Source organism: Bacillota bacterium, assembly GCA_013178045.1.
In the GTDB taxonomy this organism is placed as follows: Bacteria; Bacillota; Ch66; order Ch66; family Ch66; genus Ch66.
Map to the genome: position 1 here is coordinate 153,332 of JABLXP010000004.1, position 16,980 is coordinate 170,311.

Annotated in this window: 18 protein-coding genes; 15 read left to right on the forward strand and 3 right to left on the reverse strand. The window is 50.9% G+C overall.

Features of this window, described 5'->3' with window-relative positions; genetic code table 11:
• Positions 1 to 32: 32 nt before the first annotated feature.
• Both HPY81_04155 and HPY81_04160 read left to right on the forward strand, forming a co-directional pair.
• Positions 33 to 1,265, forward strand: a complete 1,233-nt coding sequence (locus HPY81_04155) for a TolC family protein (GenBank protein NPV26652.1) — start codon at positions 33 to 35, stop codon at positions 1,263 to 1,265.
• A gap of 30 nt (positions 1,266 to 1,295) precedes the next feature.
• Positions 1,296 to 1,883: a TetR/AcrR family transcriptional regulator gene (locus tag HPY81_04160; GenBank protein NPV26653.1), complete on the forward strand. Its 588-nt coding sequence runs from the start codon at positions 1,296 to 1,298 to the stop codon at positions 1,881 to 1,883.
• A gap of 59 nt (positions 1,884 to 1,942) precedes the next feature.
• On the opposite strand, the gene HPY81_04165 is transcribed toward HPY81_04160, so the two are convergent.
• The gene (locus tag HPY81_04165; protein ID NPV26654.1) at positions 1,943 to 2,476 is read right to left on the reverse strand and encodes a DUF1269 domain-containing protein; all 534 of its coding nucleotides are present in this window, start codon (positions 2,474 to 2,476) and stop codon (positions 1,943 to 1,945) included.
• Between the two features lie 98 nt (positions 2,477 to 2,574).
• Here HPY81_04165 and fdhD point away from each other — a divergent pair, with 98 nt between their 5' ends.
• From fdhD to HPY81_04185, 4 genes are read left to right on the forward strand one after another with little or no spacing between them, the layout of a single operon-like run.
• Complete coding sequence (gene fdhD, locus HPY81_04170; protein ID NPV26655.1) at positions 2,575 to 3,366, forward strand: formate dehydrogenase accessory sulfurtransferase FdhD; 792 nt, start codon at positions 2,575 to 2,577, stop codon at positions 3,364 to 3,366.
• 20 nt (positions 3,367 to 3,386) lie between these two features.
• Positions 3,387 to 3,881 carry a molybdopterin-guanine dinucleotide biosynthesis protein B gene (gene mobB / locus HPY81_04175; GenBank protein NPV26656.1) on the forward strand — a complete coding sequence of 165 codons (495 nt, stop codon included), beginning with the start codon at positions 3,387 to 3,389 and terminating at the stop codon, positions 3,879 to 3,881.
• 3 nt (positions 3,882 to 3,884) lie between these two features.
• On the forward strand, positions 3,885 to 5,513 hold the full coding sequence (locus HPY81_04180) for a DUF4445 domain-containing protein (GenBank protein ID NPV26657.1): 1,629 nt from the start codon (positions 3,885 to 3,887) through the stop codon (positions 5,511 to 5,513).
• A 9-nt stretch (positions 5,514 to 5,522) separates the two neighbouring features.
• The gene (locus tag HPY81_04185) at positions 5,523 to 6,578 is read left to right on the forward strand and encodes a hypothetical protein (GenBank protein NPV26658.1); all 1,056 of its coding nucleotides are present in this window, start codon (positions 5,523 to 5,525) and stop codon (positions 6,576 to 6,578) included.
• Positions 6,579 to 6,648: 70 nt separating this feature from the next.
• Here the strand turns inward: HPY81_04185 and HPY81_04190 are convergent, their stop codons facing one another.
• Positions 6,649 to 7,962, reverse strand: coding sequence for a DUF1015 domain-containing protein (locus HPY81_04190; GenBank protein NPV26659.1), 1,314 nt, complete (start codon positions 7,960 to 7,962; stop codon positions 6,649 to 6,651).
• Positions 7,963 to 8,153: 191 nt separating this feature from the next.
• Between HPY81_04190 and HPY81_04195 the strand changes: the two genes are divergently transcribed.
• From HPY81_04195 to HPY81_04235, 9 genes are all read left to right on the forward strand, one after another.
• Positions 8,154 to 8,918 carry a histidinol-phosphatase HisJ family protein gene (locus HPY81_04195; protein NPV26660.1) on the forward strand — a complete coding sequence of 255 codons (765 nt, stop codon included), beginning with the start codon at positions 8,154 to 8,156 and terminating at the stop codon, positions 8,916 to 8,918.
• A 35-nt stretch (positions 8,919 to 8,953) separates the two neighbouring features.
• Positions 8,954 to 9,415, forward strand: a complete 462-nt coding sequence (locus HPY81_04200; protein NPV26661.1) for a RidA family protein — start codon at positions 8,954 to 8,956, stop codon at positions 9,413 to 9,415.
• A gap of 27 nt (positions 9,416 to 9,442) precedes the next feature.
• Entirely contained in the window at positions 9,443 to 9,787 is a 345-nt protein-coding gene (locus HPY81_04205) for a YlbF family regulator (GenBank protein NPV26662.1), read from the forward strand.
• Between the two features lie 209 nt (positions 9,788 to 9,996).
• Positions 9,997 to 11,577, forward strand: a complete 1,581-nt coding sequence (locus tag HPY81_04210) for an FMN-binding glutamate synthase family protein (protein NPV26663.1) — start codon at positions 9,997 to 9,999, stop codon at positions 11,575 to 11,577.
• A gap of 286 nt (positions 11,578 to 11,863) precedes the next feature.
• Positions 11,864 to 13,021: an aminotransferase class V-fold PLP-dependent enzyme gene (locus HPY81_04215; protein ID NPV26664.1), complete on the forward strand. Its 1,158-nt coding sequence runs from the start codon at positions 11,864 to 11,866 to the stop codon at positions 13,019 to 13,021.
• Positions 13,011 to 13,265, forward strand: a complete 255-nt coding sequence (locus HPY81_04220) for a DUF3343 domain-containing protein (GenBank protein ID NPV26665.1) — start codon at positions 13,011 to 13,013, stop codon at positions 13,263 to 13,265. The genes HPY81_04215 and HPY81_04220 overlap by 11 nt, the downstream gene beginning before the upstream one ends.
• An 87-nt stretch (positions 13,266 to 13,352) precedes the next feature.
• On the forward strand, positions 13,353 to 14,129 hold the full coding sequence (locus tag HPY81_04225) for an ATP-binding cassette domain-containing protein (protein NPV26666.1): 777 nt from the start codon (positions 13,353 to 13,355) through the stop codon (positions 14,127 to 14,129).
• Positions 14,107 to 15,027 carry a SufD family Fe-S cluster assembly protein gene (locus tag HPY81_04230; protein ID NPV26667.1) on the forward strand — a complete coding sequence of 307 codons (921 nt, stop codon included), beginning with the start codon at positions 14,107 to 14,109 and terminating at the stop codon, positions 15,025 to 15,027. Before HPY81_04225 ends, HPY81_04230 begins: the two co-directional genes overlap by 23 nt.
• Before the next feature lie 49 nt (positions 15,028 to 15,076).
• A complete protein-coding gene (locus HPY81_04235) occupies positions 15,077 to 15,961 on the forward strand; it encodes a LysR family transcriptional regulator (protein ID NPV26668.1) in 885 nt (294 codons plus the stop codon).
• 102 nt (positions 15,962 to 16,063) lie between these two features.
• On the opposite strand, the gene HPY81_04240 is transcribed toward HPY81_04235, so the two are convergent.
• Positions 16,064 to 16,855, reverse strand: coding sequence for a MinD/ParA family protein (locus HPY81_04240; GenBank protein ID NPV26669.1), 792 nt, complete (start codon positions 16,853 to 16,855; stop codon positions 16,064 to 16,066).
• Between the last annotated feature and the right edge of the window lie 125 nt (positions 16,856 to 16,980).

The following is a 16,980-nucleotide window of genomic DNA, read 5'->3' on the forward strand; positions in this document are numbered from 1 at the left end:
ACAAATTAATAACAACAAGGAGGATAAAGCCAATGAAAAAAATCGGGGTTTCCATACTGTTGGGGATATTGTTGCTGGGCTTCACCGTGGGGATGTCAGCGGCCGAGCAGGAATCGATACCGGCCACGGCAGCGCCAGAGCAGAGTAACCAAGCTATCACCGGACCAGACCAGGAACCAGGGCAGCCAGGTGAGGGGGGCCAACCAGCCCTACCGCAGCCGGAAGTTGTTACTCTATCGCTTGAACAGAGTATTGATCTGGCCTTGGCGAACAACCCTGAAGTTATACAGGCCAAATTGGACCGCGACAAGGCCAGCGTCGATCTGGACTCGGCAATAGATGCGGCAAGAAAAATTGATGAGAACCCTGGTTCATATGAAAAAGCGTTGGTTAAAGAGGTTAACCCGAAAATTTGTGAATCTGCGCTGAGGATCGCCGGCAAGGTTTACGAAATCAAGCTTAATTCCATTCGGCTGAGCGCAGAAAAAGCGTATTACGATGTTTTAAAGGCACGCCGAGCAGTAGAAATTAAAGAGGCGGCCCTTAAGCGGGCGGAGGAACAACTACGGCAGGCCCGGCTGAATTACCAGGTTGGCACAGTGGCGAGAAATGATGTCCTGTCTGCTGAGGTGCAGGTAGCTCAAGCGAAAGCCGAGCTGACCGCGGCGCGGAATCAGAAAGACTATGTTGAGATGACGTTCAACAAGACCCTGGGGACTGACCTGAAGAAGCCGTTTAACCTGAGCAGCCAGTTCAGCTACGAACCGATTGAGGTTGACCTGGACCGGGTTTTAGCCGAGCAGGTGGACAATCAACTATCCGTAATTCAAGCCAGGGAAAACCTGAGTTCAGCCAAACTGAAACTTGCTTGTGCCGGTAAGTACTGGGCACCAAACGTTTATACGTACCAACTGGTGAAGATAGAGGTGGATAAGGCAGAAATTAAATACAATCAAGCGGTGAAGGACGCCACTCTCCAGATCTACCAGGCTTACAATACCCTCCAGGCGGCTAAAGACATGGTCGAAATGTACCAGAAAGCCGTCGAGCAGGCGAAGGAAAGTGCTCGTCTGACCAATCTTCGTTACCAGGTCGGTCTGGCGACCAGTCTGGAAACCATCAATGCTTCCCTGGCCTTGAGTCAAGCGGAAGACAAAGCCCTGCAGGCCATTTATGACTATAACCTGGCCAAAGCCAAGTTCAAATACAACCTCTTTGACTTATCGACTGGTAGCAGCGCATCGTCTGCAAGTAGTGGAATGTAGTTGAATGGAAGGGGCCTGGGGGGGAAGATGATGGCGGAAAGTCGGGAGGAAAAAGACAAACGACGTCTGATCCTGGAGGCAGCCATAACTGTATTTTCCCAGTATGGATTTCACCAGACTAAGGTTGAAGACGTAGCCGTCGCGGCTGGAATCGGCAAGGGGACGATTTACGAGTATTTTTCCAGTAAACAAGAGTTGTTTGAGGAAATGTTCAGGGAGTGTGTCCTCCTCTACGGGGAACGAATGCAGAAAGACCTGGCGGCGGAAGAGACCATCCGGCGTAAGATTGTCCGTTTAATCCAACTGCACCTGGAATTTACTCAGAAACATAAAGACCTGGCTAAAGTGGCGTTTGGTGACCACAGCTGGATCAGCCAGGACCTGAAGAACTGGATGATCTCCATGCGGCGGCAAAAAATCGCTCAACTGAAAGCAATGATCGAGGAAGGGATCAAGCGGGGAGAATTTCGGGCGGTCAATCCTGAAGCAGCTGGTTTCATTCTGGCCGGTACGCTCAGTGCTCTGTGGTTTCCCGATGAATTCAGCGACCAGGTTGTCTTTGATCGACTGGTGGATTCGTTGCATGACATTTTGCTGTACGGATTGAGTGCTGAATAACAAATTTGTTAACAACAAGCCCCGTCGTGTTTTCGACAGGGCTTGTTTTCTTGTATTGGTTAATGGATTTTGACGATATTGGCGCCGTACTTTTTCAGTGTTTCCGAAGCCTCGTTGGCTTTTGTGTCATCAGTCCGCACGGCCACCAGGATGTTGCCGGCTTTGATATCTTCTTCGTACCGCCGGCCCTCAGCTTCGGGAATGCCCCAGTCAACCAGACTACCCGCGATACCGCCCGTTGCCGCCCCGGAAAGCAACCCCGCGATTGGACCCGCGGCGACGATTGGGCCCAGCCCCGGAATCGCTAGAGCTCCAGCTCCGACGGCCAGACCGGCCAGACCACCCAGTACTCCACCGGTCGTGGCCCCGTCGGTTACTGTGTCGCCCCGCATGGTTGGAGCGCCGATGTCTTTTTTGAGATCACCTTTTTCGTCTTTGGCAACAATGGAAATTTCACGGTCGAACCCTTTCTGCCGTAGTTCGTTTACGGCTCGTTCCGCCTGATCACGAGATGCAAATGTGCTGGCTACTGTTTTTGCCAAAAGATTTCGCCTCCTTACAAAGCTTTTTTGTTCCAAAAGTAGTGTTACCATTTTCCGCAGAAATATGTGATGGTGCAGGTTTTTATATCATTATGTGGAAATAACTATACTAAGTCCAAGTGAAAGAAGGGACTCGTGTGGAGCAGAGAATCACTCAACACCTGGTGAACCGGATAGTCCAGGGTTCTGACGACAAATTGGTGACAGAACGATTTTTGGACCAGGTGGTCAGGGAATTTCCCGTGACGATTTTTTTTAATGAACAGGAACTGGTTACTTTACTGTGTACCCCTGAATATCTTGAGGATTTGGGGGTCGGTTTTTTAAGTTCGGAGGGTTTGCTTAAAGACCTGGCTTCCCTTGTCTCGGTCAAAGCCGATTATCAGACGGGCCAGGTCTGGGTCAACACCTCTCGACCGGCACTGGTCGCCGAAAAGACGTTTATGAAGCGCTACCTCACGACTGGATGTGGTAAAGGGACGACTTTCTATCATGTGATGGATGCCCAGATGTGCACGCCGGTTAAAAGTTCACTCCAGGTGTCTGCCAGAGTGCTCCTGGACCTGATCAGACAGCTCCAGTTGTGTTCTGAGTTGTACCGGGAAACCGGCGGCGTGCACAGTGCTGCTTTGTGTTCGGGGAAGGAGATGTTGCTTTACCGGGAGGATATTGGCCGGCACAACGCGGTTGATAAGATCATCGGTCACTGCTTCCGGGAACAGGTGGTGCTGGAAGATAAATTTCTCGTTACCAGTGGCCGGATTTCTTCGGAGATCTTAATTAAAGTGGCCAAGCAAGGCATTCCGATCCTCGTGTCGCGTTCTGCTCCCACCGACCTGGCTCTAAAGGTGGCTGATGAGGTTGGGGTTACGGTGGTGGGCTTTGCGCGCGGTCGACGTCTCAATGTCTATACCCACGGCTACCGCATAACATTAGAATGACAACCGGGGGTGATTGAACGATGATACCGCTGGTCGGATTTGTTGGGCAATCGAACGCAGGGAAAACTACGCTGATCGAAAAAGTAATCCGGGAGTTAAAAGCCCGAGGATATCGTCTGGCCACACTCAAGCACCATCACGGAGATTTTGAAATTGATCGCGAGGGGAAGGATACCTGGCGCCATGCTCGGGCGGGAGCCGATACCGTTGTTTTGGCTTCGCCAACCAAAGTGGCCATGATTAAGAAACTGTCCAGGGAAATGTCCCTGGCTGAGGTGGCGGCTCTGGTGACCGATGTTGATTTAATCATTGTGGAGGGGTATAAACAGGGACCGCAACCCAAAATCGAGGTTTTTCGTTCGGCTGTCCAATCAGAACTGGTCTGTTCTCCGCGTGAGCTGTTGGCCGTAGCGAGCGACGTTCCATTGAATTTGGGGATCCCCTGTTTTTCCCTTGATGACCCCGTAGGACTCGCCGATTTTATCGCTAGCAAATTCTTAAAGCCGGGTGGGTAGTAGATGAGCGGTGAACAGAAGATCGAGATAAAACTTCAACCCGGAGAACGGATCGTGTGGATTGAACCCGGCCGCCCGTTAAGAGAAGCTTTTGCCCTGGCCGGCTGGCGGTTGGAAACTCCGTGTGGCGGGCTGGGAACCTGTGGTAAGTGCCGGGTACGGATTAGTCCTCGGCTTGAGGTAACTGCTAACGAAAGGGAAATTCTTTCCGCGGCAGAGATCATGGACGGAATGCGGCTGGCCTGTCAGGTCCTGGTTAACCAGCCCCTGGAGGTAAGTTTGCCGGTAGTGACCCGTGAGGTGTGTCGGAAAATTGATGTGATGGATGAGCGAATCGGTGAGCTATCGGTTGCTGGTCAAGGTCAGGGGTATGGCGTGGCTCTGGACTTGGGAACAACCACGATTGCTGGCTCGCTGGTAGAGTTGCATACCGGCCGACGAATGGCGCTGGCTGCCGAGCTCAATCCCCAGGTCATTCATGGGGCAGATGTCCTGTCTCGCCTTGCTTTTGCCATGCAAGGGGAGGCAGAACGTCGACAACTGCAGCGGGAAGCGGTGGCGGCAGCTAATGTAATCATTGGCCGGTTGATCAAAATGGTCGGGTTAGATATCTCCGCAATCAAGGAAGGGGTGGTTGTAGGTAACACGGTCATGCATCACTTGATGCTGGGGCTCGATCCGGTCAGCCTGAGTCAGGCTCCCTACCGTCCGCTGGTCAGCCATTCGGTCTGGGCGTGTGCAGAAGAACTCGGGTTTAATTTAACCCCAGGGACCAACCTGCATTTTCTCCCTAACATAGGTGGTTTTGTCGGTGGGGATGCGGTCGCCGTCTTGCTGGCGACCGGTCTTGTTGACAGTGCTCAGGTGAAACTCATCCTGGATATCGGCACCAATGGGGAAATTATGCTGGGGTCGACGGCCGGCCTCTGGGTGTGCTCGACGGCAGCCGGCCCGGCTTTCGAGGGTGGGCGAATCACCCACGGGATGCGGGCCGCGACCGGAGCGATCGAGAAGGTTAGAATAATCGACGATGAAGTTGAAATAGCCGTCATCGGCGAAGGCCCGGCCTGTGGAATCTGCGGCTCAGGGCTGATTCAAGCTGTTGCCGAACTGTACCGGGTAGGTTTGGTCGACAAAACCGGCCGGCTCCTGGAAGTTGATGAAGTCCCAGCAGAGATTGGCGTGAGATCGCGCTTGACTGTCAGTGAGGGAGAACGGGAGTTTATCTTGGTTCCAGCGGAAATGTCGGCGCATGGCCGCGCAATTTCCATTACCCAGCAGGATATTCGGGAACTTCAGCTGGGAAAGGGAGCGATCCGGGCCGGTGTAGAGACCCTGCTCAAGGAACTCCAAACCTCAGAGCCGGAAATCGCTGAAGTTATACTGACAGGTACGTTCGGTACATATCTCGATATACCGAGTACGGTCAGGATCGGGTTGATTCCACCCCGTTTCGCCGATCGCGTTACCCTGGTGGGTAATGCTGCCCTGCTGGGGGCGGAAATAGCCCTTGTATCATCCGAGGCCCGGGTCATCGCCGACCAGATCGCCAGGAAGGCGAAACGTATCGAACTGGCTAACCGGGCAGATTTTACTGAATTTTTTATCAATTACCTTAATTTCGGTGTTTAAGGAGGGGCCATGGAGCGGGTAGAAAGGGTAGTCTGTGCCTGTCGTGGTCAACAGCCAGACCGGGTACCGCGGGGTGAACTGGGGATTGAACCAGGTTTAGTCCCGTTACTTCTGGAGGCAGCGGGATTAACGCCCACCGGCGATGCTCTGGTTGACCGGGTTCGGGTCATGCAGCGCCTGAAGTTCGATCTAACTGGTCTTACCCCTGCTTTACCTCGACAGGATACCGGTCGGGTTGATGAAAGGGGGCGGGTTATTTACCAGGATGGCTGGGGACGCCAGGTGGTTAAGGTGAAGAATCAGACCCAGGTACTTGTTCCAGCCATTACAGAAACCGATCAGATCAAGAAATGGCACCCTCCCGACCTGGCGTTGATTGACCTTGATGAGATCCGAACCTGGCGGCAGCAAACTGACTTTTTCCTTTTTGCTGTTGTTGAGGGAGGGTTCAGCGCGGTTGCCAGTTTGTTTGAATTTACACAGTTTCTCAAACTGACTGTTACTCATCCTGTCGAAGTAGTTGCCCTGGTGCGAGAAATGTGTCAGTGGCAAAGTGAACTGGCTAAACGGTGTGTTGCGGCTGGAGCGCACGGGGTGGTGGTGGCTGACGACTTGGCTTGGCAGCGGGGAACATTCATCTCGCCAGCTGCGCTTCGTCAGTTGGTTTTTCCCTCTTTAACCCGTCTGGTAGAGGAGATTAAGGCGATGGGTGTGCCGGTGTTCTTGCATGCGGATGGCGACTTGATGGATATAATGGATGACATCGTGGCGGCGGGGTTTGACGGGCTGCACTCATTGGAACCGGCGGCCGGGATGGAACTGGTAAAACTTAAGCAACTTTTCGGCCGAAAATTGTGCCTCTGGGGTAACCTGTCCGGTGATTTACTGCTGCCGGGAGTACCGCTTGACAAAGTCCAGAAAGCCACTCGACGTACGCTTGCTCAAGGTGCCCCGGGTGGAGGATTCATCTTGGGAAACTGCACCGGCATCCTGTCTGAGGAGATGTCGCCGGCCCATATTCTGGCGATGTATGACACGGCAGATCAGTTTGGGATTAGAGAATAGACTAGTGAAACAACCAAATCTCTGTGTTAAAGACAATGCGGCGAGCATTTGGCTCGCCGCTGGAAATTATTCATTCTAAATAGTTAATCACCAGTCCTGTGATCAATTTTGGATAAAAGAAGGTGGATTTCTGTGGCATTTTATCACCGGCTTTAGCAACCGCAGTTACCTCTTCTACCCGGGTTGGGTTGAGGAAAAAGGCCAATTGCTGACTGCCTTCGTCTACAGCGGTGATGGCGTCAAGTGCATCTCGGGTATAGGTCAGATTATCCTGATTTTTACGCTGTTCACTGCCAATGCCTAGGATCCGTTCCAAGACCAGGGTGTCCAGAATGGCCACATCGAGCTGATGGAAGGCCGTCGACCGGGATTTGTCCATCACCTCAGCCAGAGCAACGTCGGGGCGCAGAGTTAAGAGGTAAAGCTGTTTTTCTTCCGTGTACAGACCGAAGACGTGCCGGTTCTGCCTCCTGTCAGCCATTAGTTGAAGGAAATTGGCCAGGTCAGCCTCTCGATTTGGCGACGTTGGATACACCTCAAGCTCGAACCAAGCCGTTAAGGCTTGCTTGAAATCAGCCAGGTTAAACTGGCGCAGGTTTCGCACCAGGCGATGGGTAGGGAGGATAACCAGCCCATCATCGTGAAGATTAACCAGGGTGGCTAAGACGGTATCGTATCCCCTGAGTCCCTGGGAATGCATTTCGTCTCGGAAGTTGAGCGAAGTTTCGTAGCGGTGGTGGCCATCAGCAATAAAAATTTGACGTTGTTGCATCAATTTTTGCACTTGCTTGATAGTCTGTTTATTAGTGATCACCCAGAGACGGTGGATTTCATTATTTTCATCAGTAAACTCCACATCAGGCGGCCGATTCCCAGCAGCTTTCCACAGCAATTGCTCAATTTGGCGATCAGGATCGGAATACAGGCCAAAGATCGGGCTGAAATTAGCCCGACATGCGCGCAGTAGCTGCAAGCGGTCTGCCTTCGGCTTGGAAAGTGTTTCTTCGTGAGGTAAGATATTACCCTGGCTGTACTCTTCAACCTTCAGACCGCAGAGGAAACCGGTGCGAATCTTTCTTTCGTTGCGAATAGTAAACTCCTGTTGGTACAGGTAGAAGGCTGGGTTGTCTTCTCGTTTCAAGATACCTTCCTCTAACCAACGGGCAAAATAGTTGGCAGCTCGGCTATAGCGGTTATTGCGTTCATCGTCCTGAGGAAGAACTTGTCCCAACTCCAGACGGATAATGTTGTAAGGGTGACGGGCGTAGTAGCGGGCTTGAGCTGGTGTGTCGATGACATCGTATGGTGGTGTAACCACTAAGGCCATGTCTCCTATTTTGTTGGGGGCGTATCTCACTGCGGCAATAGGAACGATAGTGGCCATAATATACCCTCCCAGCTATTTTTGATGGTAATTATATCCTATTGTATTATAACTGCAGAGGAATTTCAACTCGTATCTCTCTAAGGGTATGCGGGTCAAGTTGCAATTTCATGCTGTAGGTGGTTTAATTTAAATTGATATCGCTCGTTCTAGGTGGCCTGGAATATTATGGGAAGATAGGAGGCTCTATTTTGCTGGTTGATTACCATGTACACGGAATGGGACACGGGACTTATAACCATTCGCGGGATGATTTAGCCGCTTTTATTCAGACCGGTCTCTCTGTCAACCTGAAAGAAATCGGTTTTGCGGAACATGACTGGTATTTAAACAAGATCAATTGGACAAATTTATCCTCAATCCAGGCAGATTTTCCGCAAGTTGCTGTTCGCATTGGTCTGGAAGTGGACTATTTTCCTGAGAGAGAGAAGGAAATCGCGGGTTGGCTAATGAAGCATCCTTTTGACTATGTGATCGGCTCGGTCCATCATATTGGTGATTGGATGTTTGACCATCCCGATTGTGTAGCAGAGTACCAGCGGTGGGATATTGACGACCTTTATCAGGTCTATTTTAACCTGGTCGCGAGGCTTGTTCAGAGCCGGCTTTTTGATGTGATCGGGCACCTGGATCTGATTAAAATCTTTGGCTATCGTCCGCAGCGAAGCCAACCAGAGCAGATGATTGAACCAGTGCTGAAAATGATCAGACAGGCCGGTTTGGTCGTGGAAATCAACACGGCTGGCCGATATCGACCAGTAGCCGAGGTTTATCCCAGTGAAAAGATTCTGACCAGGTGCTGGGAACATGATATTCCAATCACCTTGAGTTCTGATGCCCACGAACCTGAGCAGGTAGGCCGCGACATAGGCTGGGCACGGGAACTGGCCAGGCGGATTGGTTACCGTCAGATCGCGACTTTTCATCGACGGCAAATTGATTTTGTTTCGCTCTAATGATATTGGATTAAGAACAAAAGGAGGGGGTCTACATGTCTTATGAGGAAAAGCTCAAGGAGCTTGGCCTGGAAATCCCGAAAGTCCCGCAGCCGGTTGCTGCCTATGTGCCCGGGGTCAAAGTTGGAAACCTGGTGTATACTTCCGGGCAACTGCCGATGGTTCAGGGGCAACTCCAATTTTCCGGCCGCTTGGGGGAAAATCTTAGCGTGGAAGAGGGCTACCAGGCGGCCAGGATTTGCGCGCTGAACTGTCTGGCTGTGGTGAAAAGCCTGGCGGGCAGTTTAGAGACAGTGGAAAGAATTGTTAAAGTTACGGGCTTTGTTAACAGCGCCCCGGATTTTACCCAGCAGCCGCAAGTACTTAATGGAGCTTCGGAGTTATTGGCCCAGATTTTCGGGGGAGCAGGTCAGCATGCCCGTTCAGCCGTTGGGGTGAATACCTTACCCCTTCAGGCACCAGTTGAGGTAGAAATAATCGTTAAACTTCGAGATTAGTTAGTGGGAGTGAAGGAGGAGATCAGTATGTCGGTTTATGATCAGGCGCATGCCCTGGCCCGGGCGTTGAAAAGTTGTGATGAGTACACATCCTTTTTGGCGGCCAAGGCCAAGGTTGATGCTGACAAGAATGCCAAAAAAATGTTGCGAGACTTTCAGCAGCGGCAGATCGCCGTGCAGAAAGCGCAGATGTTAAACGAAGAGGTGCCCGAGGAACAAATAAAGCAACTCGAGCGGATGTTTGAAGTGCTTAGCTATAATCCGATCATTAAGGAATACCTGACCGCTGAATTCCGTCTGGCCAGAATGCTGGCGGATATCCAAAAAATTATCGGAGAAGCCGTGGAACTTGGCCTCGACGAAGAAGATTAATTTTATAGTTATAATTGGAAAAGCAATCACGAACATGAATAATGTATACTGTGTAAATGAAAAGAAATCAGCGAAAAACAGGAAGTATACAGTATAATTGCCCAAAATCTATTTACTGTACGAAATTCAGCTTATATAATTCACTATAGACATAATGTTTCAGTTTCTCATACTCAAAATTAACATTAACATCGAGGAGGGTTATGGGAATGACCTACAGTAAGGGGATTAACGCTACGGGTGCAACTTTGACGAAGGCCAGACTTGGCGATGACGTATGTCCCTACAGTGGGATGTGTGTTACTTGCTTGGATGGATGCGTCGGTTTGTGCGAGGTTGGCAAGTCGGCTGTCCGGGCGAAGGAGGTTCTTTACCCACAACCGTTTGGGAAAATCACGTCGGCTTCCCAAAAGGACTATCCAGTTGATTACTCTCATTTCAACATTATGGGCTCGGTTGTCGGTGCGTATGGGATTGAGGCCGACAGCAATAAAGCCCTCTTCCCCGCGGTTAACCTGGAGACAACTATTGGGGCAGGCCCGGACAAGATTAAACTAAAACTGCCAATTATTATTGGGGCGTTAGGTTCAACCAATGTCGCGTTGAATAACTGGGCCGAACTGGCGGCTGGTGCAGCTCTTTCGGGTGTTCCCATGGTTGTTGGAGAAAATGTTTGTGGGATGGACCCGAAAGCGGAATTTAAGAATGGTCGCGTAGTGAAAGCTCCTGACCTAGAGTTCAGAATCAAGTCGTATAGAGATTGGTATAACGGCTACGGGACCATTGCAGTTCAGGCCAACGTTGAAGATACCATGCTGGGGGTGCAGGAATACGCCCTATCTGAGCTTGGCGTGGAGGCAGTGGAAATTAAATGGGGCCAGGGAGCGAAAGACATCGGGGGCGAAGTTAAGCTGAACACAATTGAGCGGGCGCGCCTCCTGAAGAGCCGTGGCTATATTGTACTGCCCGATCCGGATGATCCGACCGTGGAAGCTGCTTACAATGCCGGTGCGTTTAATGAGTTTGAACGCCATTCGCGGATAGGCATGGTGACCGAGGAAGGTTTCCATAAACGGGTGGAAGAACTGCGGAAAGCCGGCGCCAAATATGTGTTCTTGAAGACAGGAGCATACCGGCCGGCCGACCTAGCCAGAGCGGTCAAGTTCTGCTCGGATGCGAAAATTGATTTGCTCACTGTGGATGGTGCTGGCGGCGGTACCGGGATGAGCCCGTGGCGGATGATGAACGAGTGGGGTATTCCTACTGTGTACATCCATGCATTGTTGACGAAGTACCTTGACCGGTTGGCGGCTAAAGGTGCTTATATTCCCAAAGTGGCTATTGCCGGTGGATTTGCTCTGGAAGACCAGGTGTTCAAAGGCTTAGCCTTGGGTGCGCCGCACGTTAATATGATCGAAATGGCCCGGGCTCCGCTGACGGCAGCCATGGTAGGCAAGACCGTAGCAGAAATGATTAAGAGTGGCAAGGTTCCGAACGAATACAAGAAGTATGGCGAAACCGTTGAACAGATCTTTATTCTGGCCGAACAGGTGAAGAAAGAACTCGGAGCCAGATTTGCCGACTTCCCGACCGGTGCGATTGGAGTATACAGCTATTTCGAACGGCTGGCCCAGGGGCTGCGGCAGTTCATGTGCGGAGCCCGGAAGTTCAGCCTGGAGTACATCACACGGAATGACATCGTCGCCATCACCAAGGAAGCGGCCGAGATCAGCGGTATCAAGTACGTTATGGACTGTGATGCCGAAGAGGTTGAGAAGATTCTCGGTTAATCCCTGGCACTATAAAAAGTTAAAAATATGCTTTTCTGAGGGGGGTTGTCTGTGACAACCCCCAAAATATTGTCAACAACTTGTGGGTTAATCCAGGGAGCATAAACTAAATGGCTACAAATGTATAACGGAATGTTATTGATTAACTCAACCGGCTGTGTAATAATATAACGTAATAATCATTATAACAGGAAATGTTTTCGGTTTTGTAGAAGGTTAATGCTGAGAATAATAAAATATTGTTAAAACGTATATTATTTTTTGACTAGACCAAGGGGAGGACCCAATGATTTATTTAGATAATGCGGCGACTTCCTGGCCGAAGCCGGAGAGTGTTTGTGAAGTCATGACTCGGTGTCTGCGGGAATATGGCGCCAATCCCGGGCGCGGGGGGCATCGTCTGTCCCTGCAGGCCGGGCGGGCGCTTTTAGAAACGCGCGAACTAGTGGCCGAATTGTTTGGGGTAAAGGATTCAGCGCAAATTGTTTTTACACTGAATGTTACCGAAGCCCTTAATCTGGCGATTAAGGGCGTGACCAAGCCGGGTGATCATATTTTAATCAGTGGGATGGAACATAATGCTGTTGCCCGGCCAGCATTTAGTCTGGCTGAGAAGGGAATAGAGACGACTGTGATTCCCTGCTCGCCGGAAGGGTTAATCAATCCGGCGGATGTGGCGAACAACATCAGAGAGAACACGAAGCTTATCTGTGTTAACCATGCCTCGAACGTGACGGGGACCATCCAGCCGATTAACCAGATCGGGAAAATAGCGCGGGAACGCGGCGTGCTTTTCCTGGTTGATTGTGCCCAGACTGCGGGGGTTTACCCAATCGATGTGAATAAAAGTCAGATCGACTTGCTGGCTTTTACCGGGCACAAAGGGTTGCTTGGTCCCCAGGGGACCGGGGGGTTATACATTCGCGAAGGGGTTGACGTGACTCCCTTAAAGCAAGGGGGGACGGGAAGCCATTCCGAGTTAATGTATCAGCCAGAGGTGATGCCCGATAAATTTGAAAGCGGCACGCCTAACACGGTCGGTTTGGTCGGCCTGGGGGCGGGGATCAAGTTTATCCTTGAGGAAGGGATGGAGACCATTCGCCGGCATGAACAAATGCTGACCAAGGAACTTTTGCAGGGTTTACGCGAACGAGAAGGGATGACCCTGTACGGACCCCAGGATGTAGAACAGCAGACGGCGGTTGTTTCGCTCAATATCAATGGACAGGAAGCCAATGAAGTGAGTTTTATCCTGGACCAGGTGTTTGATATCGCGACTAGAGCTGGTCTCCACTGTGCTCCGCTGGCCCATCAGACTATCGGTACCCTGGAGACGGGGACGGTCCGCTTGAGTCCTGGCTATTTTAATACTCTTGAGGAAATAAAGACAGTTCTGGACGCCTTGGCCACAATTGAAAGGGAAGGGAGTAGCCATGCCCGATAAGTCAGCGATTTTCACCTTTCCTTCTACCCATCACGCCTTAAAAGCCGAGCAAGTGCTGAAGTCAACCCCGTTCAAGACTACCATCATCCCGGTGCCACGGGAGCTCACTTCCCTTTGTGGCCTGGCGATTAAGGTTGACCCGGAACACCGGGTGGCGGTTGAGGAAACTCTTGTCGCCTATGGTGTAAAAATCGAAGGAGTTTTTCTGCTTCCTCATAAGAAACAGAGCCATATGCGGGTTTAACTAGTGGTCCGGGCGGATTGCCTGGACTTTTTGGTGCATTTATGCTACGATTCCACTTAGAGGTGTCTGTCCGAAAAAATCTTATGGATGGATGAAGGAGGGATTAGGGTGCTGGAAGCAGTTGATATCAGTTTGAGCTTTCCAGTTAACGGCAACAGCGTGGCCAAAGAAGTGCTTAACCACATTAATGTAACGCTGGAACCGGGTAAATTTTACGCTATTACTGGACCAAACGGGGGAGGCAAAACATCCTTAGCCAAAGTGATCATGGGAATCTATCAGCCTTCCGGGGGAAGGTTGTATTATAAAGGAGAAGACATCACCGAGTTAAGTGTCACTGAGCGGGCCCGGCGGGGGATTGCTTATGCTTTTCAGCAGCCGCCCCGGTTTAAGGGATTGCGCGTCCGTGACCTCTTGCGGATCGCCAATCACGACCTGGACGAAGCGGCCCTGCATGGTCTCTTACGGAACGTAGGCTTGTGTTTTGAGGACTATATTGACCGGGAGGTTGACGCCAGCTTATCGGGTGGTGAGATGAAACGGATTGAGATCGCGACACTTCTCGCCCGACAGGGAGAAATGACCATCTACGACGAACCGGAAGCCGGGGTTGACCTCTGGACATTTCACCAGTTGGTCAACGTGATTATCAACCAGCACCACAAACGGCAGGGCACAACTTTAGTCATTACCCATAATGAAAGATTTCTCATGGCTGCGGACGAGGTCATGCTGGTCGCTGATGGGGAAATTCGGGAGCGGGGTAAGGTGGACAAGATCTGGCCTCTGATCAAGGATGACTATAACTGCCAGTGGAGAAATCAGTGTGGAGGAGAAACGAATGACCCTAACTGCATTAGATAAACAGCTACTGGCGATGATCGCGGATCTCCACGATATTCCCGCCGGAGCATACAACATCAGAAAAGACGGCGGCGCGGTGGCCCGCCAGTCTTCAGCCAATATTGAAATCCTTCCGAAAACGGACAAGCCCGGCATTGACATCATCGTCAAACCGGGGACCAAGCAGGAAGCGGTGCACATTCCAGTAATAATGACCAAAACTGGCTTACACGATCTGGTTTACAATACTTTCGACATTGGTGAAGGAGCAGACGTCCTGGTGGTGGCCGGTTGTGGTATTCATAACAGCGGGCAAGAGAAAACGCAGCACGATGGGATTCACGAGATCATCGTGCGGCGGGGAGGTAAGTTGCGCTACGTGGAAAAACATTTCGGCCAGGGAGACGGAGGAAAACGAGTGCTGAACCCGCAGACGATCATCACTGTGGAAGAGGGCGCGGTCGCTGAATTAGAATTGATCCAGATTAAAGGAGTAGACAATACCATCCGACTGACCAGAGCGGAAGTGAAAAAGCACGGGTTGCTCAAGATGGTGGAAAAACTCCTCACCCATAATGAACAGAACGCCGAGTCTTCCATCGTAATTACCTTGGTGGGTGAAGATTCAGCCGCCCAGGTGATTTCCCGAGCTGTGGCGCAGGATTCGTCAAAACAAGTTTTTAAAGCTTCCCTTATTGGTCAGAACCGGTCGCGCGGCCATGTTGAGTGTGATGCTATTATCATGGACCAGGCGAAAATTACTTCTGTCCCTGAACTTCATGCAGAGCACGCTGAAGCCGAACTGACCCATGAAGCGGCGATCGGCAAGATTGCCGGTGACCAACTGCTGAAGATGATGTCCCTGGGGTTGACCGAGCAAGAAGCGATTGAGACGATCCTAAGTGGATTCCTTCGATAAGAACTGTTAGACAGCTGTCAGGCACGGGGTGCTGCAGGAAGGTGAAAATGTGAATCTGAGTTTGTTGCAAACCTTTGTTACAGTGGTAGAGATGGCCAGCCTTTCTGGGGCGGCCCGGAAACTACATCTAACCCAACCAGCGGTGAGCAAGCACATTCAGGCCCTGGAAGAGCACTACGGCACCCAGTTGTTGGAACGGGTTGGGCGGCGGATCAAGCTGACCGAGGCGGGGGAGATTTTGTTCCGAAACTCGTTGGAAATCATGGCAATAATGGAGCAAACCGATCAGGCAATCGCCGAATCTTCTGCTCAGATCAGAGGACGGCTGGCGCTGGGAGCGAGCAATATACCCGGTCACTACATTTTACCGGCGATCGTCGGGCGCTTTAAAAAAGCTTACCCTGAGGCCCAGATCACCTTGGAGATCGGTGATACCAGTCAGATCATTAGTCAATTGTTGGAAGGGAAAATCAACGTTGGCGTGGTGGGGGCGTGGGTGAAAAACAGGAAGCTGACGGGTACTAAATTTGCCGAGGATGAAATTTGCTTGATTGTACCCCCCGATCATCCCCGGGCAAAAGATGGCGCTATTGAAATTAAAGATCTGCTGAAGGAGAATTTGATCTGGCGGGAAAAAGGATCGGGTACGCGCATGGTGATCGAGGAAAAACTGAACCAAGCTGGTTTAAGCCCGGAGAAGTTAAAGATCGTGTTGGAGTTAGGGAGTACCGAGGCGGTGATCTCAGCCGTTGAGGCTGGTTTGGGAGCAGCTTTGGTTTCCCGGTGGGCGACCCAAAAAGTTGAAGACCTGGGTCGTGTGGTCAGCCTGAGTGTTAAAAACCTTGACCTCAAACGAGATCTATATCTGGTCTACCCAAAACAAAAGTCTTATCCCCGCGTAGTGCAAGCATTTTTAGATTTCGTCAGGGAGTAAACTAATAAACTAAAGAAAAAGAACTAGAAAAAGAACTCATTGTTTCTGATTTCGGACCAGGCGATGGGTTCTTTTTGTCTAGTATTGGGGTTACATTTTGGATTACTTTTTCATAAAAAGGTCACGGAAGCGATCAAAGAAAGACCGAGATTGCGGATGGCTGACAATGGTTTCGGGCTGGCAAAGACGCTCGGCAATCTGCCTCAGACATTTGGCTGCGGGGCTGTTGGGATCGGCCAGGGTAAATGGCACTAGTTTTTTGACGGCCCGTGGAACAGCCAGATCTTCTAAAATATAGCCCAGGTTTGTCACTTTCAGGCGCAGAAAACGATTGGCGACCCCGACCATCCGGTCAGCGATCTGTTGGGCTTCCGACTTGTCTTCAGCTTTGTTGACTACTAACCAGGTCTTGAGAGAGTGGTTTTGCTCATCGATAACTTTCAGGATCGCATAGGCGTCAGTAATCGAATGCGGCTCGGGAGTAGTGACCACGATGACCTCATCGGCGGCCAGCACGAAGTTGAGAACATTGCGGGAGAGGCCAGCGCCGGTATCGATCAGAATCACGTCAGCATATTGTTCAAGGGCTTTGAAACTGTTGAGCACCCGGCTGAACTGATAATCGTCCAGGTTGGCCAGGGACTGGAGTCCTGAACCACCAGGAATAATGTGTATTCCGCCAGGTCCTTCGACCACCAGGTCGAGGATTTCTTTCTCCCGGGTTGCCAGATGGTTCAGGTTGTAACGGACGTTTAGGTTGAGGAGGACATCAACATTGGCTGTCCCGAGGTCGGCGTCGATAATGAACACTCTTTGCCCTTGTTTGGCTAAAGCAATCCCAATATTGATAACCAGATTTGTTTTCCCGTTATGTAAAGCTTTACATAATGGCAATTATGCAAAGTAATTGCTTATGTCAAGTTGATGGGCACAAACAAGCAATGAGCCTATTTATGCCCTATTTACTTGACATAAATAAGAGGCTATTGGCAGATCTTCTGTAACCAGCTCAGCAGGTC